Here is a 22,711-nt window from a genome sequence, read left to right on the forward strand (position 1 = left end):
TCTTCCTCCCCTAGTCGCTAATCATGTCGCGAATAACTTCGATGCCACGACGTGCCGAGAAGTCCGGCTCATTGCCATAACGAGAGAACAGCTCAAGAGCAAGATAGCCGTCATACTCAACGCTCTTGAGGTAGTCCACAATGCGCGGCCAATCCATCTCACCATCGCCAGGAATAAGGTGATCCTCGCAATCGGCGGTGCAATCTACAAAGTGAATCTCACGAACCTTACCGGGCATCTTCTCCCAGTACTCAGCAATGGGCTCACCGCAGGTAAACGGCGCAGCGAGATCCAGGCAGATCTCCAGAGCGTCATTATCGACCTCATCGAGATAGTACTTGCAGTCATCTGAGCTTACGCAAAGCTTGCCCTCAAACGGTGTAACCGGCTCAAGAATGATCTTCTGATTGAGCTGTGCAGCGCGATCGGAAAGACGCTTGAGATCCTCAACAACCTGACGCTTGAGATACTCGCGATCAATACCGAAGCCAATGGGGTTGATGGCATACATAACCAGCGGAGCCTCAATAGCAGCTGCTGCGTCCAGCGTCGAGAGATAGTACTCCATGCTAATCTCGTTGAGCTCAGGCTCACGGAATGTAAAGCTATACGGATAACCAATGTTGGCAGGTACGTAGCTTACGATAGGCATCTGATACTTCTGGACATAGCCCAAAATTGCCTCTGCGCCACCGTTGACGCCGCCCAAGACATCAGGGGCGAAAGCATGGGGACGGAAGCCACCCACATCTACGCCATCATAGCCACACTCAGCAGCAATGCTAAATGTGTGCTCCAGAGGATAATTCTCAAAACCTGTAGAGAAAAGCGAGACCTTCATTGACATAAAAACCTCCCGTTGTTGCAACTCGTTCCAACACTCAGTTATGCAAGAACCTTTTCAATCTTTGCTGCCATAGCGGAAGCCTCATCCGCATCAAGATGTCCAAACCACCAGTTCATACGATCGTGGCCACCCGGCTCCAAGGTATTAAAGTGACCATGCTCGCGCTGATAGGTTGTTGAGTGGCAGGTGCCCGTCGAAGGAAGTGCAATGCCAACACCATCTTCGTCACCAGTACGGCAGAACCAACGCAGTGCATACGGTGCACGTGCGGTATCCCAGCCTACATAGCAAGCATCGCCTTCAGGGGTAACCTGCATAGCATGAGCCCAGCCATCCTCGTCGGCGAGATAGCGATAGTTAATGCAGAGCTCTGGATCCACGGTAGCCAGCGTCTCATCAAGCGAATTGGCAAGCGATGGATCTGCCACAAGGCGCTCACTCAACTCGCGAATAGCCACAGCTCTCGGCGAGTCATCGCCCAGCTCAGTAGGAACAACCTGAACGTGTTCATCGTCAATTGGGCAGGTCTGTACAAAATGCGAGCCATCAAGACCGCGCCAATTCATATGGCACATCCACAGGTACTCCAACGGATGTGTGCGGCGGTTCTCAATATCGGCAACCATTTCCACCATTGCCTTGCCCTCATAAAGGCGCAGCTCAGGGCTGTATGCCCAATGGAGCTCCTGGCTGTTGCGGAACACGAAGGTGCCACCCACTGCAAGATAGCGACCGCACTCATTCTCCCCCACACCTACATAGACATCGCGATAACGTGCAAAGGGAAGAACATCATGCATGGGGTAATCTGCTTCGCCGTCAGCGGGGCCATTAATGTTGTTAAGGCCGCAGTGGTAGAGGAAGCCACCGTAATTATCACCAAACTTGGTGGTGTCCTGCGGCATTTCGAACATCGACTTCTGGGAAAGCACCTTGCCATCGAATGTTACAAACCAAACCTGCATACCCATATAGGGAAGAACCACCATGCTCGAACGGCTATTCGAGATCTCAAGGCCAGCTACGCCCGTCTCATAACGAAACGCACGGGCAGAAAGCTCACCTGAAGAAACCAAATCAAGCGGACGATCAGCAAAGAAATCTGGACGAACAGCCACGCGGGTAAATTCCATGAACTTACTCCTCTCCTGTAGTGCAGCAATTGCCGCAGCTGGATTACCTGAAGTCGGTGATACCGGCCATCTCGTCATCCAGAGGAGTGCGCTCAATCTCCTGGCCTTCGTAGCCAAGCTCACGCATAAGCTCATCGAGCTCAAGCTTTACCTCGTAGGGCACCCAATCCTGCTTTTCGCCCATGCGGGAACGGGTCTCCTTGCCAAAGCCATAGCGCATAGCCCAGTTCCAACCAGCGTTGAAGGGGGTCTTCTTCACGATGTTGCGAATACGCAGGACTTTCTGCTGAGCCTCGATGCAACCCTTCCAGTCGCCTGCAAGACCCTTGTTGACAATATCGACCATCTCACGCGGATACGGGACTGCCATGAATGAAACGCAGCCGACCGCGCCGAGAAGCACCATGATGCCGTCAAAGCCATCGCAGCCACCGAGGAAGTCAAAATTCTCGGGGTCGATGCGCAGTACACACTGCTGGAAGTTAACAACATTGGTGGAAGCATCCTTGAAGCCACGCAGGTTGGGATGATTCTCCACGAGCTTTGCCAGGGTGTCGGGGGCAAAAAGAACCGACTGCTCAACGCAGTTGTAAATATAGACCGGACGCTTTGCATAATCGATAAGCTCGGCAGCCCAGTCATAGAGTGCAGCCTGAGAATACTTGAAGAATGGCGGAGCGGTGATGCAATAGCAGTCTGCCATGCCAGTCTCTTCGTAGGCATCGATCAGGCGCTTGTTTGCACGGATGTCATTCTCAAATGAGCATGCCATGATCTTAGCGTCGTCATGGACCTCTTCATACACTGCTTTAAGGACGGCCAGCTTCTCATCGAAGGTGAGCTCATGGCACTCACCGGCATAGCCGTTTACAAAGAAAGCGCTTACACCACAGGACACATGCCAGCGCACCATCTCACGCAGATACTGCCAGTCAATTTCGCCCTTCTCATCAAAAGGCGTGCAAATTTCTACAACAACACCAGTAATAAAGTGGCTCATTGAGCTTCCTTTCCTTCGAAGTATCGGCAGCTCAGGCTCCGATACACATATCTGGTGGTGCCTCCTGGCAGGACGGCAGGCACCGGCTTGCTGAGGAAGTGCAAAACAAACAACTTAAAAACTTTTGTGTGCCAATCTTTACGCTAACACCTACCCGCCGCTCAGCCTGAGGCTCAGCGGCGGACGGTCGTTCAAAAAGTGCAAACGTCATCTGTTTAGCGGCAGACGGCAGATTTTCGCAGCCCTATAAACAGACGGACGGTTTGCCGTTTACTCCCACGTGAATACGTAAGGGATCGTATCGGCAAGGTAGTATGTCTCACGCACAACAGCCTCAACGAAGGGCTGTTCAATAAAATCGCGGGCAAGGCTAAGGCCATTCCCAACACGAATAGTACCCGGATCAAACAGCATGCTGGCAAAGGCAACTGCACGACCGAGCGTATCACCAAGCGCTGTAAGGCGTGCCGCAGCATCCTCGTCTCCGGCTTGTGCAGATTCAACAAGGGCTTCAATGTCTACCTCGGAAAACACCTCATCAAGCGTGGTTCCCTCATCATCGACACCCTGCGCAACCAGGTAGCCACCCAATTCACCACCGCGAGCACAATCAGCTCCCACAACCGGCTTGTCATCGGCAATAAGCTCGCAGCGCACGCGGTTCTTATCATCTCTTGTAATGACAAGCGCACAGGCATCGTCGTCGCCAGCACCCAGAGGATGAGAGAAGCCCTGAGCTCCACGCAGGCCACAAGCCGCCGCGCCGAGGAAAGCGCCCTGATAACCGAACTCACTTGCCACTACACGTGGACCGCCCTGCGGGCGAATACGCTTGAGCTCGGCCTCGAGCGCCGGTGCAAAGCGGTCGAGCATGAGTGAAATACCGCCGCCCAACACCACCACTTCAGGCGCCAACAACGCATCGGCACAGGCAATGGCACGACCTAGACGCTTGCCTTCCAGCTCAATTGTGCGCAGAGCAGCCTCATTGCCCTTTTCTGCACAGGCAGCAATTTCTTTTCCGCCAGGCGCGTGCCCATCAACCTCACTGGGACCGCCAAGCTCTATGAATGTTTGAGACATACCCTCTGTGCAGCAATACATCTCAAGTGGGCCATGCTGTTTTCCAGAACGAGAAGGACGTCCATCCTGCTCGCAGATGGTCAGACCAATTTCGCCTGATTCACAGTGAGCTCCATAGAAGAGCTCTCCGCCCACACAGGCGCCGCCACCTACACCCGAGCTTACGGTTATATAGATAAAATCGCTTGCTCCGCGGGCACTTCCAAAATAGCCCTCGGCCAACACACAAGCGTTTCCATCGTTGTCGCCATAAAATGGAATGCCAAGTCGCTCAGAAAGTTCCTCACAAATATGCAGATCACGAATGGGTGGGAAATCTGAATCCAGCCACACACCTTTTACTGGCTCGGCAAGACCTGGAATAGTGAGGCCTCCTGCAATAACGCGAGCTGCCAAATCGGGGTGGGCTTCAAGCTGAGCACGAAGTGCCGATTCCACCTTATCGAGAATTTCTTCGGCGGTGGGGTTAAGCCATTCATAACGCTCAACACAAAGCACTTCTCCAGCAGCTGAAACAAAGCCAACCATGAACTTTGAGCCGCCAATATCGGCCGTAAGAATCGTTGCATCAGCAGGAATTTCTTTCTCTGCAGCAACCACACTTTTTTCGGCCATAGCAACCCCCTAATCCTCGTAAGCCGGAAGCATAACCGGATCAAGCGAAGCAACCTTGGGCTCTGAAAGGTCAATTCCCAAACGGTCGCTCATGCGCTCAGCAATCACCTGCATCGGAATCAGGTACTCGATAACGTCGACATACGGAACGTCGCTTGTTGCGATGGGCAGGGCATCCCCTACAGCATCGAGCTTCTCATTCTGAATGAGCACGCGATTCTTGCAGTAAGGCTCTGCAGCCTCTGCCAGACGCAGCATACGATCGCGCTCCTCGCCAGCTTCTGCCGCCAAGAAGAGGCAGACGTCATCGCTGTGAAGCGCACGGAAGGGACCATGCAGTGTCTCTTCGAGCTCAAACGCATAGGTCGGACGCTCGTGCGTCTCGTAAAACTTGAGCGCACCTTCCTGGACGGTGCCATAGTTTGAACCATAGCCAATAAGGAAAAATGCAGGCGCATTCATCAGGCGCTGCTCATTTGCCTCAAACCATGCACGGGAGAGCTCTACGGTACGACCAACATTTTGTGGTACTGCAGCAAGCGCCTCTCGCAGGGATTTATATTCTTCCTCGGTAATGTTGCCCTGTGCATAGCCGCCCTCAACAAAGCAGCACAGCACCAAGAACAACGCCATGGTCTGATTCTTTGTAGATGCAACGGCATATTCTGGGCCGCCTGGCTTGGCTAAGACTACATCGCACTCACGGGCGAGTACGCCGGTGGGGTTAAGCGTGGTGCATACCACAGGAATGCCCAGTGCCCGTGCTTTGCGCGCTGCATCAACCTGGCCTTTTGAATGGCCAGTCTCTGCGGGACATACCAGCAGCATTTCGGATGGATCAATCGAGCCCGAAGCATCGAAAGTTGCATGATTGTTGAAAATAGCAGCTGGAACAGATTCTGCATTTACCTTCAAGAGGTGCTCAGCTGCAAAACGAAGTGCACACCCGGCATAGTATGGTGAGCCATTACCTACAAACAGCAGGCGCTTGAAGTTATGCGTTTTGCACAACTCTACAAACGGTTTAGTCCACTCTTCCTCGGTATCCCAAAGCTCTTGTAGCAGTTCAGACTGCTGATCAATCTCACGTGCCATTGCTTCCGGATAAGACATAACCCTTCCTTTCTTGCCTTGCCGTTCGGCGAAAGCCTCCTACCATACCGCTAAGTAAAAACGCCTCATAAACAGCATTTGCGCACGTAAAAGGCATTATTTTGCTCAGCATGCTCTTTTGACAGAGACACAGAACTGATGGTACTTTCCAAACAAGTTATGTCCATTGTTAATCCGATGAGCGTTTCAGGGATACCCGTAGACGCATAACGGCCACGACAAACGGAGGCACCATGGCAGAAGAAACCACACAGGACAACGCAACCATAAATCCCATTTTGGAAAACATCTATCAGCAACCCGAGGAGCTTCATCGCGTACTCAACGATCTCACGACAGATCGCCTGGAAACGGTAAAAGAGGTTGCACGCCTTGCAAATTTGGCCAGTGAGATTGTTCTCACTTCTATGGGCAGTGCACTCTACTCGCTTATGCCTATGTACGAGGCACTTCTCGACCGCGGCATGCGCAATGTCACGCTGGTAGAAACCGCCGAGCTTATCCACCATCCCGAGCGCGTAAGCAAACATGCACTCTATATTCTGATGTCGCGCTCTGGAGAAAGTCGTGAGGTTGCTGACTTTTCTGTATGGCTCACCGAGCATGGTTACACCTCGGTAGCTATTACCATGACCCCCACCTCAACCATGGGCCAGCACTGCACCGTCATGCTGCACGACATAGCAAGCTACGACAAAATCGTTTGCATCAAAGCCTACAGCTCAATGGCACTTTGCGGACTTTTTGTTGCTCACATGATGGATCATGATGAGCCAGATCCCACCTACGTTGCACGCCTCCATGCTGCTTTTGATTGGATGGAAGAGAACAAGAAGAACTGGCTGTGCGCTATAGAACAGATTCCTTTCCTTGACAGCGCCGATAGCTTCTACATGCTCTCTCGTGCACAGGGCATCAACATGATGCGCAGCGCATCGCTGTGGCTGGAAGAAACTGCCAAAGTGCCAGCAAATGTTATGTCACTCGATAATTTCTATCACGGTCCCATGGAGCTCATTCGCGCTCAAAAGATTACAAAATCAAAGACGGTACCCGTGCTGCTTGATGTTTTGGGAGACGACCGTTCTCGCATGATCTGGAACTACATCACACAGGCACAGCCCGAAAACATCTACATCGGTCCCGCTGGCTCAGATATGGATGCCACGGTATATGTTGAGCTTCCAGATTTGGAGCTTGATGGCGCACATATGATGCTTGTACAGGCACTGTACTTCCAGCTTCTCTCATATCAATGTGCCATCGCCAACAACATTGAGCCCGGCATGTTCTTTGAAGAGGGGTGGATCGTACAATGAGTACACCCACAGATCAAAACCTTGTGGTAGGTCTCGATATTGGTGGTACGCGCATTAAATGCGGAATATATAACGTAGCCACCCATGAAGTTCTTTCTTCGGATGTCGCGCCCACGCCCCGTGAGGAAGCCGCCTTTTTCGCCACTATTTCCGATCTCGTATCAAAACAGGCGGCACAGGTTGGCCAACCTCATGCTGTCGGTGTTTCTATTGGCAGCTATGTGTTTGCCGATGGCTCCATAGATGGCATGTCTTCATTTGTGCCGTTCCTCACGCATGGCTATCCACTTGGGGCAAAAATATCCGAATGCCTCAAGCTGCCTGCCCGTGTAGACAACGATGCTCGACTCATCGCCCTGGCAGAGGCAGTTTCGGGTGTGGGAGCGCCTTACCACCGCGTGCTTGTTCTTACCCTCGGCACAGGCATTGGTGTTGGATTGGTTGAAGACAAACGCCCTGTTGGTGCCGACTCATCCATGCATTTAGCTGGCCATATCTTAGTCCGAACTGGCAACGAGTTTGCCTGCTTGGATAGTGAGCCCTGCTATTGCGGACAAACAGGCTGCTTTGAATCCACTTGCTCTGGCACCTCACTTGCCAAGCTGGTGCATGACAAGCTGGGAGAAAATGCCACCAATGAAGTGCTGTTCCAGCGTGCTCAAGCTGGTGATAAACAAGCTCAAGAGATCGTGCAGTGGTATATCTCCATGCTTTGTCGAGCCCTTAATAGCTACGTCTACATCTATTGTCCCGACGCCATCGTGTTGGCAGGCGGCGTAGCTCACGCCCTTGGGCCTTGGATTGAGCACATACAGAAGGCATTGGTTGCAGAGGTATACGAAGGTCAACACACCGACGTATTGCTCACCACGCTTAAAGAGGACTCCGGCATTATTGGCGCTGCTTCACTCTTCGCAAGCTAATACACATTTTAGGCACGGTTTTATTCCACAATGGAAGGAGCTCTATGTCTCGTCCAACCATGGTCGACTACGTTAAACAAACCCCCGAAGTATTGCGCTCGCAAATTGCCAACGATGTTGCCGCTCCACTTGTAGAGGCATTTTGCGCTGGTTCATACCGCCGTGTACGCATTGTGGCCTGCGGAAGCTCCCGCAATGGATCGCTCGTTGGCCGTCATTATCTGCGCCATATGCTCCAGCGAGAAGTTATTATCACCGAGCCCTATACGTTTTGCGCCTATGAGCATGAACTTCCCGACGATGAGTTCTGCTTTGTTGTTTCGCAGAGTGGCTATTCAACCAATGCACTAGCTGCCTTAGAGACCATTCGTGCTGCCGGGCGTCCAGCTATTGGACTCACCGGCGATCCTTCAAGTGACTTCAAAGATGCCGCAGACATTCTCGTTGATTACGGCGTAGGTGAAGAGCTTGTTGGTTACGTCACAAAAGGCGTTACCTCATTTGCCTTTTTCTTGGCACTCTTTGGCATTGGCGTTGCACAGCGAGAAGGACGTCTGGATGAGGCCGGTGTTGAAGCCGAGTATGCCAAGCTAGAGCAAATTATCACCCGTTTTGAACAAGCCACTATACAAGTTCCCGCCATCATTGACGCGCGTTATAAGGAACTCTCCTCAATGGAGCGTGTGATGTTGGTAGGCGCCGGGGCAAACTATGGTGTTGCCTGTGAAGGCGCTCTTAAATACGGAGAAACGCTCCAAATCCCGGCAGTTGGCTTTGAGCTCGAGGAATATCTCCATGGGCCCAATCTGCAAATTTCTCCCGAATACACCATCTTCTTTATGTCGATAGGCATACGCGACCACGAAAGGTGCCGTCAATTGGTTGATGCAACTCGACTCGTTACCGATCGCGTGTTTTGGCTGACCGATGATGCAGGCGCAGAGCAGCCGGATCTCTTGATAGATCCTTGCGGCGACTCTCTCTTGTCACCCGCTGCAGTGCTGCCATTTTTCCAAATAAGCGCATGGCAACTGACGGAAGATAAACACCTCTGGCACAAACATCCACTTGTCGCAAAGTTTGATGCTGCGCTGAGCGGAAAGAGTGAAAACTACGTTGACAAAGAAGTTTTGTAGTCTCCACATATTCTTAACAGCAGTTACACGTTCTTTTCACATAAATGTATACCAATTTTCAGGTTTCCACAGGATACCTTTCACCGATTAGATAAGTTAAGTGGTGTTTTAATCCATTACTGTAATCTTCAGTTTCATTGGTTTTGGTGCCACTCGAACACGTATTCCAGGCAGGGGACCACGTCCGCGGGGCACCACGCAAGCAGAACCACACGTTGTATGGAAAGGGGAGAACATGTCCGATACTCCGGCAACGACGGCGCCGCAGGAAGGCCAACTTGAACGCCACCTTGGTCTTGGCACCGCCATCGCACTCGGCGTCGGAACCACCGTCGGTTCCGGCATCTTCACCTCCGTCGGAGGTGTAGCCGCAGCCGCCGGAACGCCACTCTTTACCATCTTGGCGTTCCTCATCGGTGGTCTCATTATGATTCCGCAGAACCTTATTTATGCTGAGTATTCCACAGCATATTCTGAGGACGGCGGACAGTTCGTTTACTTCCGTGAGGCCGGCTGGCCATTCATGGCAATGTTCTTCATCTGGTCATGCTGGTGGGCAACTGACCCCGTCGGCATCGCCACGATGACTCTTACGCTTGCCAACTATCTTGCCTACTTCACTGGCTGGACCGATCTTACGGTTCACATTGTTGGCTGCATCCTGATCGTCTTCTTCACCTGGCTGCACATGTGCCACAAGCACGCAGGCGCCAAGTGGCAGTCGTTCATTACTGCCGTTAAGATCGCACCGTTCCTGATCCTGGTTCTTGTTGGTCTGTTCTTCGTCAATGGTGCCAACTTCTCTGCCCCTGCTGTTGAGGGCTCTGCTGCAAGCCCCGTAACCGCTCTTATTGCTGGCATTGCTGCCACCACCTGGAGCTACGACGGCATGCAGACCTCCGTCACCATGGGCGGCGAAATCAAGAACCCCGAGAAGAACATGCCCATTGCTCTTATCGGCTGCGTTCTCGTTGTAACGCTGCTCTACACCGGCCTTTCCACCGCTTCCGTTGGTTTGGTTGATATCTCCACCCTCGCAGCTTCCGATGCTTCCGTCGCTGAGGCCTTCTCCCACATTCCTGGCCTTGGCACCATGGCTGGCGACATCGCTGCTGTTCTTGCCGTTATCGTCGTAACCGGCTCTCTCTCCTCGCTCATCATGTTCCAGGCACGCGGCGAGATGAAGGCTGCTCAGGAAGGCTACTGGTGGCGTTCCTGGGGCAAGATTGACCCCAAGTATGACTCTCCTGTCATTTCGATGCTTTGGCAGTCCGGCTTCGCTCTCATCCTCGTTTGGGCTTCCTCCATTCAGGACCTGCTGAGCCTGTTCACCTTCATCTGCCTGCTCCGCAATGCGCTCCTGTTCTGCGCTTGGTTCCCACTGCAGAAGAAGGCCAACTACCATCCGACCTTCAAGGCTCCTGGTGGCCCGGTCATGGCAGTTCTCGCCATCGTTCCGTCCCTGATCCTCATGTCTGACAGCCTCTCTGGCCTCATCTCCGGCGAGACCCCGCTGTTCAGCTTCAACCCGATCACGGCCGGCATCCTCATCGTCGTCTCCGCTGTACCGTTCTTCTTCCACTGGAGGAAGGTCAACGCTGACATCATCCAGGCAGCTGAGGAGCGCCGTAACGCCGAGATCAGCGAGCGTGTGGCTAACTAAAAACCTCACGCACGACGGCTTCTAGCGTCCTGCCCGTCACGTGCCGCCCGGCGTCGTATAGCTTTCGACGTCGGGCGGTTTTCTTATGATTGATTGGGTGCTTTTGACATCCTTCACATGTATTTGATCATGGCATGTTGCCAACTTTTAGTTTCTTCTCTGGTCGTACGATGCTGTTTCATCAACCATGAAAGAAGGTATTGCAATGTTAATGAACCGACTTACCACTTCAGAAATTTATGAGTGGTGCTCTATCCCCTGGCAGGAGCTTGAGGATCGCGACGATCTTAAGTGCAAGCTTGCTGTGCGCAAGGACCGCGCTGAGATGATGGAAGAAATCGGCAATCTTATGGCCGATGAGGTTAAGGAGCACAACGCTCAGGGCCTTCCCACAAAGTGGGTTCTCCCTGCTGGACCATGCGATGAGTACGACACCTTCATTCGTCGCGTTAATGAGGAGCGCATTGACTGCAAGAACCTCTGGGTCTTCCACATGGACGAATTCCTCGATTGGCAGAGCCGCCCTTACCCGGTAGCCGATACCTATGAGAGCCTTGAGGGCACCATGCTCGCTTGCTTCTACAACCGCATTGATGAGGAGCTTCGTCCTCCTGAGGATCATCGTATTTGGCCTCGTATGTCCGATCTGGACTACGCCGATCGCATGTGCGACGAGCTGGGCGGCGTTGACACGGTCTGGGCAGGCATTGGCGCCACTGGCCTCGTTGCTTTTGATGAAGAGCCGCGCAACTTCTGCTATCGTCCCACCGTTGAAGAGTATGCCGATTCTCGCACGCGCGTTGTTGTTATCAACTCTGACACCATGGTTGCCATGGCTGAGCGCTCATTTGGCACCTGCCTTGACCGCGTTCCTCCTATGGGTCTGACCATTGGTTTCCATATTATTTGCTCCGCTAAGCGTGCCGTCTACATGGTAGCTACCGGCGACTGGAAGAAGACTGTTTGCCGCGTTCTTCTCTTCAGCGATCCCACCACAGAGTACCCCGTTACCATTCTTCCGAAGTACATCCCCGATGTAACGCTTTACACCACTGAATACACCATCGATCATCCGATGTCTCACGATCAGAAGGGCTGGTAAACCATGTCGGCAAAGGACGTCATCGTACTGAACAGCCACGGCGTAGGCCAGTATGCCTACTGTGACCATATGCCTGTTTGGGGAGAAACGCTTCCTGTAAAGAAATGGCATATCGCCGAAGACGGCGGCAAGGGTTCCAATGTTGCTGTTGCTCTGGGACGTTTGGGACTTGATGTTGCCTATATCGGCAAGGTCGGCAATGACCCTTGGGGCGACCTCGGAGAGCGCTGGATGCGCGAGGCTGGAGCAGATACCACCTATCTGTATCGCACTGATGAAGTTGCCACTGGCACCGGCCTTATCCTTATTGGCCCAGATGGCCAGAACACCATTATCGATGGCGATTCTTCCAGCGTCATGCTCACTGAGCAGGAAGTTATTGACGCTCTCGACGCTATGGCAGGCAGCTGTTACTTTGTAACCGGCTTTGAGGTACCCATGGCAGTTTCGCTGGCAGGAGCACGTCACGCTAAAGAGCTTGGCATGACGGTCGCACTCAATCCGAGCCCGCTGCCTGAAGAGCCTATGGGAGACCTTTCCTATGTGGATTACCTCTTCATCAACGAGGTTGAGGGCCGCTATATCGAGGGCGTTGATCCCGACGCAGAGATTGACCATAAGGCCCTTGCACAGCGCGTTATTGATACTTATCACGTTGGCTGTGTTGTTATGACACTCGGCGATGAGGGCTCCTGCGCACTCACTGCCGACGGAGAATTTATTACGGTAGCCCCCACCCACGTGGACAAGGTTGTAAACACTGCTGGCGCTGGTGACGGCTTCATGGCTTCCACCGTTGCAGGTCTCGTCTGGGGCAAATCCCTTGAAGAGGCTATGACCTGGGCAAGCAAGTATGCCGCTCTCTCAGTCACCATCGATGGGACCATTCCGGCCTATCGTCCGCGTGAAGAGGTTGAGGCATTTATCAGCACGCTTGATGAATAAGTAGTAGTCAGGCGTATCAAAGGGCAAGAGATTGGAATCAACATGGCAGAGATGGCAGATTACATTCTTCGCTCGGAAAACATCTTTGATGCAACTACAACAGAGGCTCATCCAGGTTTTGTTGCCGTTGCTGGTAACAAGATCATTGCTGTAGGCGAAGGCGATGGCGCTGAGTATGTAGGCGACAATACTCGCGTACTGGAACTTGGTGATAAGCTCGTAACACCAGGTCTCACCGATGTTCACTGCTTCTTTAATGGCTGGTTGCTCCAGCGCGCTGGTACCGACCTGTCTGGTGTCACAAGCGTAGATGAGGCTATCGAGCGCGTTCGCGCCACCGCTAAGCCCGAACTTGCAATTGGTCACGACTTCCCCCTCGAGATGCTTCCTGTAGACGAAGCGATTCTTGACGAAGCATTTGGCGACGTTCCGGCTGTTTTTGTTGGTCAGTGGGCTGATGGCATGGCTATGAACACCGCTGCCGAAACAAAGTTTGGCTTTACGCCTGCAGCTTGCTGGAGCGAGAAGGCTTATAAGCTCCTCAAAGCAGTTATCACCGATACCGAGTTCTCCGTACCCATGTATCGCGAGTACGAAGCAATGATGAACTCCTATGGCGTCACTTCCACCAAGGAGATGGGCTACGACGATTATTGGTTTGTCGATGCCGTAAAGGAACTCGAGGATGCTGGCGAGCTTACCCTGCGCGTTAACCTTATGAGCCAGCCTGTTGGAGAGCCCGCCAATATCGCATATGGCACCGCCACACGCGATCGTTTTGCTGACGATCCCTTTATTAGCTTCTCTGGCTTTAACCAGATGACCGATGGCTCCATTTCACAGCATGAAGGTGAAATGAAGGAGCCCTATCTGGATGCAGATACATGCTGCACTATGGATATTGACTGGGCAGAGCATGAGCGCCAGGTTCTTGAAGCTGATGCTGCCGGTCTGCGCTTCTCTCTGCACTGCCAGGGCGACGGCGCAGTCGCACATGCCCTCGACATCTTTGAGAAGTGCCAGCGCGACGAGGACGGCAAGGTTGTTCTGCGTCAAGCAATGACCGACCTTGAGGGCGCCGACCCCGTTGATCTTGAGCGCATGGGCAAGCTTGGCGTTGTCGCTGAGGTCTACCCGCTCATTCAATCTATTGCCGATCGTGAAGGCAAGATTGCAATGGTCAACGAGAAAATTGGTGCTGAGCGCGGCACGCACTACTGGAATCGTCGCAAGATGATCGATAGCGGTGTTGTCGTTGGCTGTGGCACCGACCTCCCCATGACCGTCGATGACCTTGGCACCGGCGTTTACAGCGCATGCGGTGGCTATTTCCCCGAGGGTGGAGAACCCTGGAATACACAGAACATGATTACACCGGGCGAGCTCATTCGCGCTTGGTGCGCAGGTGGCGCCTATGACCTCGAGCAGTGCGATGTTCTTGGTACCTTGGAAGCCGGCAAACTTGCTGATATTGCCGTCTTTGATACCAACTTCCTCGCAATTGATCCCAAGGATGCACGCGATGGCAAGTGCGTTCTTACCATGATTGATGGCAAGATCGTATTTGACGCCACAAAGTAAAAAGATCACAGGCTGTGATCAAGCGAGGTCTCGCAAGGGACCTCGCTTTTTTGTCTAACGCGGCATGTAAAACGTCATGTTTGTGTATTGCTCAGCGCTTTTGTATGGAACACGTAAGATACCGGTAAACTGAAAGATTAGTGCTCCACGTATTTCTCCCCGCTCGGAGGTTTTTATGACCCATGCAAATAACGACCGTTCCTCTCGCGACGATCGTGTTGAGTTTGCATGCACATCTACGGAATCACATCCAACCACATTGCAAACGCCTGCAAATCCACCTAAGCGTTACTCACTTCTCACTGCACTTTGCATGATTATGGGCATCTGCATTGGTTCAGGCATTTATTTCAAAGCCGATAATGTGCTTGTTGCTACACATGGTAGTGTGCCATTAGGCGTTGCTATGTTCTGCATCGCTTCTGTCACCATTATTTTTGGTGGACTGAGCCTATCGCTTTATGCTGAGCGCGGCGATGCAGCAGGTGGTGTTATTGCCTATGCGAGAGACTTTCTTCCCTCTCCTATTGCACGTCTGTTTTCCTGGGCTTTCTCAATTATTTATTTGCCATCTATTGGCGCTATCCTCTGTTGGGTTGTTAGCGTATACGCCTGTATGACCTTCGGTTGGGGTAATGATTTCATCACCCAAGAACTTGTTGGCATCATTTTTATGGTGCTCTGCATAGGTTGGAATATGGCATGGCCACGTTTTTCTGGCTGGCTCCAAAACGCCTCAACCCTTCTCAAAGTTACTCCGCTCATTGCCGTGGGTATTCTTGGCATTGTTTTTGGCAATCCTGCAGTGCTTCAAGGGGAAGGAAGCACTATCGCAGAGCAAGGAAGCAGTTTTGCTTGGCTTGCTGCTGCTGCCCCTATTGCCTTCTCTTTTGACGGCTGGTCCCCAGCAGCATCCATCGCCCCTGAACTGCGTAATTCTAAGCGCAATCTTCCTCTTGCGCTCACCGTAGCACCACTTCTTATACTCGTTCTTTATCTGGCATATTTTGTTGGTATCTCTGCTTTTCTCGGACCTCAACAGGTTATTGCTGCCGGCGATGAATCTCTTTCGTTAGTGTTTGTCCGGCTGTTTGGTAAACAGGCAGCCACCATTCCAAATGCGGTGGCTCTTGTCTCTGTTATGGGCTCTGCAAACGGCGTTTTGCTTGCCTTGTTGCGTATGCCCCACGCTCTTGCACTCAAAGATGACATTCCTTTTTCTCAGGCATTGCTTCGCTCTTCAGCTGCCCATGCTGCAACCTCTGGAAAGTCCATCTCTCTTGCAAGCAGCGCTGTAGCTCTTATTCTGTTATTAGCTGCCTCATTGCTTCACTGCATCACTCAGATGCTCAACCTTTTGCCAAACGGGGATGTTTCAGAAATAGCTGTTGCCTTCAATATGCTCGCACTCATCCTGCTCTACGTAAGAGCTTTTAGTTTTGGGCGCTCTGGAAGCACAGGCGTCTTCCGTGGATGGATAGCGCCTGCTCTCGCAATACTTGGTTCGCTATTCGTTGGAGGATCTTCGCTTTTACAGCCTGGCAGATGGCCCTTTATAGTGCTGTATTTTGTGATACTCGCAACGCTGTATCTCTGGCACAATCACACGCGGAGCATGCACGCATAATACCATCGGATGCTTAAAGCTCTTCACACTGTTTTCTTGTCACAAAAAGACTGGCCGAGAATCTCGATGTTCTTGGCCAGTCTTAAACGTTGAATAACGAAATAAGTGGTTTTACCACCTAGTAATTAGTCGTAAGACTCTTCGGTGTCATACGAAGACAGCGGGTTGCCATAACCGCAGTGCGTACCACCAGAAATAGGAATGCAAGCACCGGTTACATAACGGCTCTCAGGTCCGAGCAGAGCAGCAATGAAGTCGCCGATATCGGAAGGATCTGCTACATAGCCCAGAGGCACGTCGCGAGCTTCGAGAGCATAGCTTTCCTCAACCGTAATACCTGTCAGGCGCTCCTTCTCGATAAGAGCGTCGGTGGTCATCTTGCTCTTTACATAGAACGGGCAAACAGCGTTGATGCGCAGGCGCCTGGGGGCTGCTGCGATCTCACGTGCGACTGCCTCAACAAAGCCGCAAATGCCAAACTTGGCTGCGCTGTAGGCGCTCTCAAAGGCCACACCGCGCTGGCCAGAAGCGCTCGAAATGCAGCAGAAAGCTCCATGCTCATTCATATGAGGAACGAGCTGCTGTACACAATTGAACATGCCGAAAAGATCGATCTCAACCAGGCGATGGAACTCTTCAAAGCTCGTCTGCATGAACGGAGCCTCGCTCCAAACACCTGCGCACAAAGCTACTGCATCGAGCTTGGTGCCCTCAGGAAAGCGCTCAATACCAGCCCGAACACTCTCAACAGAACTGACATCTACTGCCATTGCGGGATCGTCAGCGTAATCCCAGCCGATAACGTCATAACCGCGTGCTTTAAGCGATTCGTACGTTCCCTTTCCCATTCCGTTCAAATAACCAGTTACCAGTGCTGTCCGTGCCATAAAAACACCTCCCTAACAAAGAGCTGCATGACACCATGAGTTGTGTCATGCGGCCCACCTAACGGCAATTCTTTGTATCGTGCAGATTAGGACGGGGGCCACCCTGCCCAACCCATCAACGGTACGATGTGATGAAGTGTCTTAATCTTCCAGACCAAGCTCCTCACGCAGATAACGGCAGGATTCCATATGCGGCGTATGCGGATCCTCCCAATAAATTGAGTCATTAACTTCAAGATCAATACCATTCTGGAAGTCTTTCTCCTCCAGAAGCTGAATCCAGTGAGCAAGCTTCTCCTTACCAAAGGTGCTTGAGCCCACTACCTCATGATGTGCGTCAGAGTAGTGAATCCACTCGACCTTATCACCAAAGGTGTCAAAGTACTGCTCGAGTGTTTCTCCCTGCACTTCCATAGCGACAAGGTCAACGCACACACGCAGGTTAGGAGAGTCAACCTCGTCAAGCACATGCTTCACATCATCAATGGTGAGAACCAAATTGCTCTCGTAGGGCTGGAGCTGCTCAAGCGTAAGGAGAATATCTGCATCCTCAGCAAGATCTGCGATGCGACGGAAGGTCTCGACGAGACGCTTCATGGATTCTTCCTTGGGCTGATTGCGCGGACCACAGCCAGAATTCAAGAAGACGCGCGGGCAATCGAGGACGTGAGCATCTTCCATTGCCATACGGAAATACTCAACGGTACGATCTGTCAAACGAGGCAGAGGATCGGAGAAATTGTACGGATACCCAAGAGTTTCCGGAGTATAGATAACGCACTTCTGATCGCGCGCTTCCATCTCTGCCTTCATGCGCTTGAGCTCAACTGCTGCCTCAGCTGCCGATGCATAGTCCGGACGATAGTAAAAAGGCTCAGCACCCCAGAGGTCTACCTTATGAATACCGCATTCCTGAAGGGAATCAAGGAAGTACTCGAAGGGGAAATGGACATAGGATGGGCCCATTACAGAAACGTCACGCATAGTAATTTTGGACACGATACAACACATCCTTTCTGATGATGTGCCGCGTCATCCGCACGGCAAATAGTTGGCAGCCTACGTATATCTGCGAAGCTTGCACCAATCAGTGGTGCATATCACACAATCTGAAACAGAACGTATGACGAAAATACGGACGGCCCCGCCTCTGACGGGGCCGTTGGAGAAGGAATGGCTTAGTAATCGAGCTGACGATAATAACGGCGGATATCCATCGGGTGACGGTTAATGTGCTCGATATGTGCGTCAATGCGCTCGGTTACCATGTGGGTGACGAGGTGGGACAGATAGCCACGATACTCGGGGCTAATGCCAGGAAGGTCATAGTCCTTGGAGTCGATGATCTCGTAGCGACCGCAAATCTTGGGAAGGAAGTTAGCTACACGCTCAGCGAGAGGACGCTCGGCGTCTTCACCCATGAACAGGGTAACGTTGGTGTCGCGGTCAACAACCTCGAACATGCCATGGAAGAACTCGGCAGCATGGATGGACTTGGTGCGGATCCAGTGCTGCTCCTCCCAGTAGCACATAGCATAGGAGTACGTGGAGCCCCACTGCTCGCCAGCAGCAACGAAGTAATGAATCGGATCGTCATGATGACGCTCAGCATATCCCTTTGCCCACTCGTCAGCCTGCTTCTGGACAGCTACGAGGTCCTTGGCATAGTACTCATCCATCTGAGCATAGAAGTCATCATACTGGGGGAACTGGCCAGCGTTCTTCATGAAGCGATCGCCCACGATGAAGAACTTGAGCTGCTCGTTCTCAGGATAGCTAATGCAATAGGTGGAAGCCTCAGCGAGAGGAGAACCAGGAACGTCAATAAAGCCAATGACACGGCAACCGATCTCGTTGATGGTCTTCATTGCGGTGACCATCTCAGCGGTGTTGCCTGAAACAGAAGAGATAACGATGACGGTATCCTTCGTAATGCGCTTGTTGGGCATTACGTTGTACTGACCGGCCTGCTCAACAATGACAGGAAGATCAGAGAACTCGCGGATGTGAGACTCTGCCTGAAGCGAAGAAGCCCATGTACCGCCAACGCCCATGTAGCAGATCTGGTCGTATCCCTGCTCGCAAATTTCGTCAACGATCTCCTCAATCTGCGGGCGCAGATCAATGCCACCCTGGAAGCCGGCAAGAAGCTTCTGCTCGTCAAACTTAATCATGTACGTTCCTTTCCTTCTCAACCGCATCTAACGTTTTGCAAGGATGTTTGATCACCTCTGCACAACGTACAAGTCAATAGTTAATATAGTCCAATTATTCGAAATTAGATTGAACAATCGCAGATGTTCATATTCGTCCGCAAGCGGTAGGTTACGCGGGTCGAATGGTACGTGAATCATGGCAGTTAATTAGGGGCTTTGACAGCTAAATAATTGATAACAATGGCGAGACAATTTCATACCAATTTGGAAGATCGGTCTCTGTTGTTGATGGCAGAGAGTAAGGCTTTGTGTATACTACAGGCCGGTCGAGTGAAACAATGGGTTTTACAGCGCGTGTGGCGGCGCCATCGACCACAAAGGAGGAACGAGGTACGATGCGCATCTGCTAGACATTCTCACAGTACGTAATTCTTTGACGCTTTGGCATACATCCCGCCAGTAACTATTCGGTTCCTTCGGCTTCCGAAAACAGCGTCTCGTCTTTGGAGCATGTCATGCAGATTACCCTCTCCGACGTGGGATACACCTATCCCGATGCTGTCGAGCCTCTCTTTTCTCATGTCACCATTACATTTCCCCAAGGCTGGAGTGGCCTTTTGGGTGACAATGGCTGTGGCAAAACCACCTTAGCTCGCATTGCCGCGGGACAACTCATACCACAAACCGGCAGTGTTTCTACCGGCCACTTCTGCGCTCTGTGCACACAAGAAACTGATACACCACCCGATACTCTTGTCGATTTTGCCCTCGATTATGGAAGAGAAGCGCGGCATCTACGCACCATTTTTTGTCTTGACGATGACATGTTCTGGCGCTTTGACACGCTCTCTCATGGTGAGCGCAAAAAGATACAGATTGCTGTGGCTCTTTGGCAGAGACCTGATGTGCTTGTGCTCGACGAGCCAACTAACCATATAGACCACGAATCGCGCATGCAGCTCATACAGGCAATGCAAACATATCGAGGCATTGGAATCTTAGTAAGCCACGATCGTGAGCTTCTAGATGCTGTGGTAACTCGATGTGTCTCGTTTGAGGATGGAAAGATTATTGTGCGGCCAGGTGGATATACAGCCGCTCATACACAAGAAATGCTCGAGCGTGAAACAACGCGCCGTGAAGCTCATACCGCACGCAAACAACTTGCCCGACTATCTGAAGAAAAAGACGCACGAGCACATGAAGCAGACCGCGCACAGGCCCGCCGATCAAAACGGCATATCGATCCTAAAGATCGCTCCGCGAAGGCAAAAATTGACCTCGCCATTTTTACTGGACAAGATGGCGCGCGAGGCAAGCTTTCCGCTCAGCTTGATGCCCGACTAACCGCTGCTCAAAACCGCGTAGAGCAAGCCCGCATTGCAAAACGCTATGACGGCGAACTGTGGTTTGAAACGCATCCGAGTGAGCGAAAAACGCTCGTAACTATTGAGCCGACCACTATTCCCTGTGGATCCGACACGTTGGCAATCCCTCAACTCTTTGTGGGCAATACCGACCATGTAGGAATTGCCGGTCCCAATGGTGCTGGGAAATCAACCTTACTCACGTATATACATTCACTCATTGCAGATGACTTAACAGTCCTTACCATTCCTCAGGAAGTGGCTGCAGACAAACACACGCAGATTGTGCATCAAACACAAACACTATCCCCCAGCAAGCGCGGACAGGTGCTTTCCATCGTGGCACAGCTTAACTCTCAGCCCAAACGTATCCTTGAAGGAGACCGTGTGAGCCCCGGTGAGCTTCGAAAACTTATGCTGGCACTCGGAATGTTGGAGGATCCCGATCTTATCATCATGGATGAGCCGACCAACCACCTTGATCTTCATTCAATCGAAGCGCTTGAGCACATGCTCTCGTCGTACCCTGGCGCGCTTCTACTCGTGAGCCATGACCATGCCTTTTTGCATGCTTGTACATCGCGCACATGGATCGTGGCTTATAGGACAAAAAGTGTGCTGTCAGTCTAGCCAGAACGGGTACGGGTCCTTGTGGTGCAGCTCCTCCCACACGGCTCGATCACCCCATTCTGGACCCCCATCCTCTCTCTTGGGTGATAGCGAGTAGGTCCTATAGAGGAAGTCGATATCGTCGTCAGTTGGCATGGAGCGGATAAGCTCTCTTGCCGGTCTTGGGCTCTCGGTGTGCATGTAGCACCACCAGAAGACCGCCTTGACCCGACGCATGAGTGACAGCCCGCGGTGGTTGCGCAGGACATCCCTGAGTTGTGAGTTGACGCCGCCCTCGATCGGGTTGTTGGTACGCGGCAGTGGACCCTCTGCGGTCAGGGTCGGATCAAGGTAGGTAAAGAGCGTTCCTTGGGAGACGAGTCTCGAGAGTGATGAGCGGGCCTTTCTGAGCCTCTCGTGTGTGAATACGCGTCTCCCGTCGATGAAGGAGACATCCTCGAGGAAGTCGGCCCAGAACCCGCACCACTGAAGATAGCGCTCGACCCACCAATCGGCCTGCCGAAGGGTGTCCAGATGCATGAGCTCGATGGAAAGCGCGTAGAGCTCTCTGCCGGCCTGGAGCCTTGGCCTCGTCGTCGTGTACCTCCTCACCTGCGAGAACGCATGGAACAGGCACCTCTGGACTCTCGTGCGCGGCCATGTCCGGCGGACCGCCGAAGCGAACCCTGTTCCTCCATCGCACACCACCACGTCCGGAGCCGGGATGGGCGCCATGAGCGCCTCCCAGGCCCTTGAGGTTTCCGACTCGGCCATGTACCACGAAACCACATGCTCCCCGTCGTAGGCTATCAGCACGACGAGGTTCCGGTCGAGCCAGATGCCGTCGAGGAAGAGCACCCTGTGGACCTCACCGGTCGGCTCGGGCATGGGCCACACCCGCCAGAATCCGGAGGTCTTCCTCCTGAACGTGCGCCCCTGACCGGGCATGTCTGCCTGCCTCGCCTTTGAGAGCAGCCACGCCAGAAACTCTTCGAGCCAGGCGGCACTGTCGTCGTACGAGACGGTCCTCGATGCCCCGCAGGACTCGCAGCGCCATCTCTGCGCGCCCGCCGTGGTCCTTCCGTTCCTGCGCATCGCCGCTCCACAGCACGGGCACTTCACCCTTTTCATCGAGCCCTCCCGTCCGAGAGATTTAACAGCTCGATTTTCCGGCTCCTACCTGCGACGGCACCGATTCGGACAGCACACTTTCTGTCCGAGTGCTAAAAGGGGTGAGCAAGATTTAAGGGTATGGGAAACGGCCGCCCACCTGCGTAGACGACCGTTTCGACAGCACACTTTTTGTCCTATAAGCCTGGATCGTAAAAGAAGGAAGGGTACATGAGGAGATGTAGAGTTGTCTTGGCTGATTTATCCTGAGATACTTGGAGTTTCACGATAAGAAAACAGGCCAGAGAGCAAATGCCCTCTGGCCTGTACAATTCTGGTGGCGGGGAAGGGAATCGAACCCCTGACACGGGGATTTTCAGTCCCCTGCTCTACCAACTGAGCTACCCAGCCGAAGGCGCGTATTTCGCGCTCAATCAATATACCAAACATCAGAAAATGGTCAAGTGCTTTCTCATCTTTTTTTATGAGTCCGAG

General features: G+C 52.5%; 18 protein-coding genes and 1 tRNA gene. 9 read left to right on the forward strand and 10 right to left on the reverse strand.

The window, feature by feature from the left end:
- Positions 1-10: 10 nt before the first annotated feature.
- The 5 genes from ACQY6Y_RS01410 to ACQY6Y_RS01430 form a co-directional block, all read right to left on the reverse strand.
- The gene (locus tag ACQY6Y_RS01410; RefSeq protein WP_428378520.1) at positions 11-847 is read right to left on the reverse strand and encodes a TIM barrel protein; all 837 of its coding nucleotides are present in this window, start codon (positions 845-847) and stop codon (positions 11-13) included.
- Positions 848-885: 38 nt separating this feature from the next.
- Positions 886-1,980, reverse strand: a complete 1,095-nt coding sequence (locus ACQY6Y_RS01415; RefSeq protein ID WP_428378521.1) for a hypothetical protein — start codon at positions 1,978-1,980, stop codon at positions 886-888.
- A 43-nt stretch (positions 1,981-2,023) separates the two neighbouring features.
- Entirely contained in the window at positions 2,024-2,980 is a 957-nt protein-coding gene (locus ACQY6Y_RS01420) for a dihydrodipicolinate synthase family protein (protein WP_428378522.1), read from the reverse strand.
- A gap of 270 nt (positions 2,981-3,250) precedes the next feature.
- Positions 3,251-4,678, reverse strand: a complete 1,428-nt coding sequence (locus tag ACQY6Y_RS01425; RefSeq protein ID WP_428378523.1) for an ROK family protein — start codon at positions 4,676-4,678, stop codon at positions 3,251-3,253.
- A 9-nt stretch (positions 4,679-4,687) separates the two neighbouring features.
- Positions 4,688-5,791, reverse strand: coding sequence for an SIS domain-containing protein (locus ACQY6Y_RS01430; RefSeq protein WP_428378524.1), 1,104 nt, complete (start codon positions 5,789-5,791; stop codon positions 4,688-4,690).
- 233 nt (positions 5,792-6,024) lie between these two features.
- On the opposite strand from ACQY6Y_RS01430, the gene ACQY6Y_RS01435 reads away from it, so the two are divergent.
- The 8 genes from ACQY6Y_RS01435 to ACQY6Y_RS01470 all read left to right on the forward strand — a co-directional run bounded on the left by ACQY6Y_RS01435 (position 6,025) and on the right by ACQY6Y_RS01470 (position 16,087).
- The gene (locus ACQY6Y_RS01435; protein ID WP_428378525.1) at positions 6,025-7,110 is read left to right on the forward strand and encodes an SIS domain-containing protein; all 1,086 of its coding nucleotides are present in this window, start codon (positions 6,025-6,027) and stop codon (positions 7,108-7,110) included.
- A complete protein-coding gene (locus ACQY6Y_RS01440; protein ID WP_428378526.1) occupies positions 7,107-8,033 on the forward strand; it encodes an ROK family protein in 927 nt (308 codons plus the stop codon). Before ACQY6Y_RS01435 ends, ACQY6Y_RS01440 begins: the two co-directional genes overlap by 4 nt.
- 44 nt (positions 8,034-8,077) lie before the next feature.
- Positions 8,078-9,169, forward strand: coding sequence for an SIS domain-containing protein (locus ACQY6Y_RS01445; protein WP_428378527.1), 1,092 nt, complete (start codon positions 8,078-8,080; stop codon positions 9,167-9,169).
- 235 nt (positions 9,170-9,404) lie between these two features.
- Positions 9,405-10,832, forward strand: a complete 1,428-nt coding sequence (locus ACQY6Y_RS01450; protein ID WP_428378528.1) for an amino acid permease — start codon at positions 9,405-9,407, stop codon at positions 10,830-10,832.
- Between the two features lie 205 nt (positions 10,833-11,037).
- Entirely contained in the window at positions 11,038-11,934 is an 897-nt protein-coding gene (locus ACQY6Y_RS01455) for a 6-phosphogluconolactonase (RefSeq protein WP_428378529.1), read from the forward strand.
- Between the two features lie 3 nt (positions 11,935-11,937).
- Complete coding sequence (locus ACQY6Y_RS01460) at positions 11,938-12,879, forward strand: ribokinase (protein ID WP_428378530.1); 942 nt, start codon at positions 11,938-11,940, stop codon at positions 12,877-12,879.
- Between the two features lie 42 nt (positions 12,880-12,921).
- Entirely contained in the window at positions 12,922-14,460 is a 1,539-nt protein-coding gene (locus tag ACQY6Y_RS01465) for an amidohydrolase (RefSeq protein WP_428378531.1), read from the forward strand.
- Positions 14,461-14,635: 175 nt separating this feature from the next.
- Positions 14,636-16,087 carry an APC family permease gene (locus ACQY6Y_RS01470; RefSeq protein ID WP_428378532.1) on the forward strand — a complete coding sequence of 484 codons (1,452 nt, stop codon included), beginning with the start codon at positions 14,636-14,638 and terminating at the stop codon, positions 16,085-16,087.
- Positions 16,088-16,212: 125 nt separating this feature from the next.
- Here ACQY6Y_RS01470 and ACQY6Y_RS01475 read toward each other — a convergent pair whose 3' ends face one another.
- The 3 genes from ACQY6Y_RS01475 to ACQY6Y_RS01485 all read right to left on the reverse strand — a co-directional run bounded on the left by ACQY6Y_RS01475 (position 16,213) and on the right by ACQY6Y_RS01485 (position 19,148).
- Complete coding sequence (locus ACQY6Y_RS01475) at positions 16,213-16,974, reverse strand: SDR family NAD(P)-dependent oxidoreductase (protein ID WP_428378533.1); 762 nt, start codon at positions 16,972-16,974, stop codon at positions 16,213-16,215.
- 141 nt (positions 16,975-17,115) lie between these two features.
- Entirely contained in the window at positions 17,116-17,973 is an 858-nt protein-coding gene (locus ACQY6Y_RS01480; protein WP_428378534.1) for a sugar phosphate isomerase/epimerase family protein, read from the reverse strand.
- 179 nt (positions 17,974-18,152) lie between these two features.
- Positions 18,153-19,148 (reverse strand): SIS domain-containing protein, encoded by a 996-nt coding sequence (locus ACQY6Y_RS01485; RefSeq protein ID WP_428378535.1) that lies wholly within the window; start codon positions 19,146-19,148, stop codon positions 18,153-18,155.
- 497 nt (positions 19,149-19,645) lie between these two features.
- On the opposite strand from ACQY6Y_RS01485, the gene ACQY6Y_RS01490 reads away from it, so the two are divergent.
- Complete coding sequence (locus ACQY6Y_RS01490; RefSeq protein ID WP_428378536.1) at positions 19,646-21,127, forward strand: ATP-binding cassette domain-containing protein; 1,482 nt, start codon at positions 19,646-19,648, stop codon at positions 21,125-21,127.
- On the opposite strand, the gene ACQY6Y_RS01495 is transcribed toward ACQY6Y_RS01490, so the two are convergent.
- Entirely contained in the window at positions 21,119-22,237 is a 1,119-nt protein-coding gene (locus tag ACQY6Y_RS01495; protein WP_428378537.1) for an IS1249 family transposase, read from the reverse strand. The two genes, ACQY6Y_RS01490 and ACQY6Y_RS01495, sit on opposite strands and share 9 nt — an antisense overlap.
- A 314-nt stretch (positions 22,238-22,551) precedes the next feature.
- A tRNA-Phe gene (locus tag ACQY6Y_RS01500) sits at positions 22,552-22,627 on the reverse strand.
- Positions 22,628-22,711 lie beyond the last annotated feature (84 nt).

The sequence above is a fragment of the Olsenella sp. Marseille-QA0557 genome (assembly GCF_965119725.1).
Classification (GTDB): Bacteria; Actinomycetota; Coriobacteriia; order Coriobacteriales; family Atopobiaceae; genus Coprovicinus; species Coprovicinus avistercoris.

What these genes read in the sequence shown, in the direction of transcription:
- ACQY6Y_RS01485 (WP_428378535.1), bottom strand. Translation starts at nt 19,148, where the DNA reads ATGATTAAGTTTGACGAGCAGAAGCTTCTTGCCGGCTTCCAGGGTGGC.
- ACQY6Y_RS01475 (WP_428378533.1), bottom strand. Translation starts at nt 16,974, where the DNA reads ATGGCACGGACAGCACTGGTAACTGGTTATTTGAACGGAATGGGAAAG.
- ACQY6Y_RS01460 (WP_428378530.1), top strand. Translation starts at nt 11,938, where the DNA reads ATGTCGGCAAAGGACGTCATCGTACTGAACAGCCACGGCGTAGGCCAG.
- ACQY6Y_RS01410 (WP_428378520.1), bottom strand. Translation starts at nt 847, where the DNA reads ATGTCAATGAAGGTCTCGCTTTTCTCTACAGGTTTTGAGAATTATCCT.
- ACQY6Y_RS01415 (WP_428378521.1), bottom strand. Translation starts at nt 1,980, where the DNA reads ATGGAATTTACCCGCGTGGCTGTTCGTCCAGATTTCTTTGCTGATCGT.
- ACQY6Y_RS01445 (WP_428378527.1), top strand. Translation starts at nt 8,078, where the DNA reads ATGTCTCGTCCAACCATGGTCGACTACGTTAAACAAACCCCCGAAGTA.
- ACQY6Y_RS01430 (WP_428378524.1), bottom strand. Translation starts at nt 5,791, where the DNA reads ATGTCTTATCCGGAAGCAATGGCACGTGAGATTGATCAGCAGTCTGAA.
- ACQY6Y_RS01420 (WP_428378522.1), bottom strand. Translation starts at nt 2,980, where the DNA reads ATGAGCCACTTTATTACTGGTGTTGTTGTAGAAATTTGCACGCCTTTT.
- ACQY6Y_RS01465 (WP_428378531.1), top strand. Translation starts at nt 12,922, where the DNA reads ATGGCAGAGATGGCAGATTACATTCTTCGCTCGGAAAACATCTTTGAT.
- ACQY6Y_RS01450 (WP_428378528.1), top strand. Translation starts at nt 9,405, where the DNA reads ATGTCCGATACTCCGGCAACGACGGCGCCGCAGGAAGGCCAACTTGAA.
- ACQY6Y_RS01495 (WP_428378537.1), bottom strand. Translation starts at nt 22,237, where the DNA reads ATGAAAAGGGTGAAGTGCCCGTGCTGTGGAGCGGCGATGCGCAGGAAC.
- ACQY6Y_RS01470 (WP_428378532.1), top strand. Translation starts at nt 14,636, where the DNA reads ATGACCCATGCAAATAACGACCGTTCCTCTCGCGACGATCGTGTTGAG.
- ACQY6Y_RS01440 (WP_428378526.1), top strand. Translation starts at nt 7,107, where the DNA reads ATGAGTACACCCACAGATCAAAACCTTGTGGTAGGTCTCGATATTGGT.
- ACQY6Y_RS01490 (WP_428378536.1), top strand. Translation starts at nt 19,646, where the DNA reads ATGCAGATTACCCTCTCCGACGTGGGATACACCTATCCCGATGCTGTC.
- ACQY6Y_RS01455 (WP_428378529.1), top strand. Translation starts at nt 11,038, where the DNA reads ATGTTAATGAACCGACTTACCACTTCAGAAATTTATGAGTGGTGCTCT.
- ACQY6Y_RS01425 (WP_428378523.1), bottom strand. Translation starts at nt 4,678, where the DNA reads ATGGCCGAAAAAAGTGTGGTTGCTGCAGAGAAAGAAATTCCTGCTGAT.
- ACQY6Y_RS01435 (WP_428378525.1), top strand. Translation starts at nt 6,025, where the DNA reads ATGGCAGAAGAAACCACACAGGACAACGCAACCATAAATCCCATTTTG.